The organism is Neorhizobium sp. BETTINA12A (genome assembly GCF_023006485.1).
Taxonomy (GTDB): domain Bacteria; phylum Pseudomonadota; class Alphaproteobacteria; order Rhizobiales; family Rhizobiaceae; genus Neorhizobium.
The window spans coordinates 1-969 of sequence record NZ_JALBGW010000344.1 but is presented as its reverse complement, the minus strand read 5'-3'; the positions used below and the strand labels follow the sequence as shown (position 1 = coordinate 969).

The following is a 969-nucleotide window of genomic DNA, read 5'->3' as shown; positions in this document are numbered from 1 at the left end:
CGGGCGCTGGTCGTTGCCGGCGGGGTTGCCGCCAACCAGGAAATCCGCCGGACGCTGCAGGCGCTCTGCATCGAGAACGGCTTCCGCTTCATCGCACCGCCGCTGCGCCTCTGCACCGACAATGCGGCGATGATCGCCTGGGCGGGGCTCGAGCGGATGGCGGAGGAACTGCCGACCGACGGTCTCGACGTGGCGCCGCGCTCGCGCTGGCCGCTCGACAAGGACGCCAAGACCCTGCTTGGATCCGGCAAGCGAGGAGCCAAGGCATGAGCGGTGCGGAAAAAATCGTCGTCATCGGCGCCGGCGCCTTCGGGACCGCGCTTGCTGCCGTGATTTCGCTGGAAGGCCGACATCCGGTGACCCTGATCGGCCGCGATCCTTCGCTGATGAGCGATCTGCGCGACGACCGGGTGCATGATGCGGCCCTTCCCGGCGTGCCCCTGCCGGATGCGCTGGAGTTTTCCGCCGAGCCGGATGCGATCGGCGAGGCAAGCCTCGTGCTCTTCGCCATGCCCTCGCAGGCACAAGCGGATGCGGCCCGGCATTACGGTCCCTATCTTGCCGGCGGCGCGGTGGTCGTCACCTGCGCCAAGGGCATCGACAAGTCTTCCGGCCGGTTGCTGACCGAGCTGCTGGAGGCGGAATTGCCGCATCATCCGGTCGCGGTGCTTTCGGGGCCGGGTTTTGCGGCGGATATCGCCCGCGGCCTGCCGACGGCGATGGCGATTGCGGCGGGGGATGAGGCATTGGCGGAACGGCTCGCCAACGCGCTCTCCAGCCGTACCTTCCGCCTCTATGCTTCCACCGATCGGATCGGTGTTCAGCTCGGCGGCGCGCTGAAGAACGTGCTGGCTATCGCCTGCGGCATCATCGAAGGCGCCGGGCTCGGCGAATCGGCGCGCGCCGCACTGATCTCGCGCGGTCTTGCGGAAATGTCGCGGCTGGTCGAGGCGATGGGCGGCAAGGCGG

At 68.7% G+C, this 969-nt stretch carries 1 protein-coding gene and 1 pseudogene; both read left to right on the top strand.

Features of this window, described 5'->3' with window-relative positions; all coding sequences use genetic code 11:
• Positions 1-270: pseudogene (locus MOV61_RS30045) on the top strand (tRNA (adenosine(37)-N6)-threonylcarbamoyltransferase complex transferase subunit TsaD); the annotation flags it as partial.
• A partial coding sequence (locus MOV61_RS30040; RefSeq protein ID WP_247139193.1) for an NAD(P)H-dependent glycerol-3-phosphate dehydrogenase occupies positions 267-969 on the top strand: 703 nt, incomplete at its 3' end. The pseudogene MOV61_RS30045 and the gene MOV61_RS30040, both read left to right, overlap by 4 nt.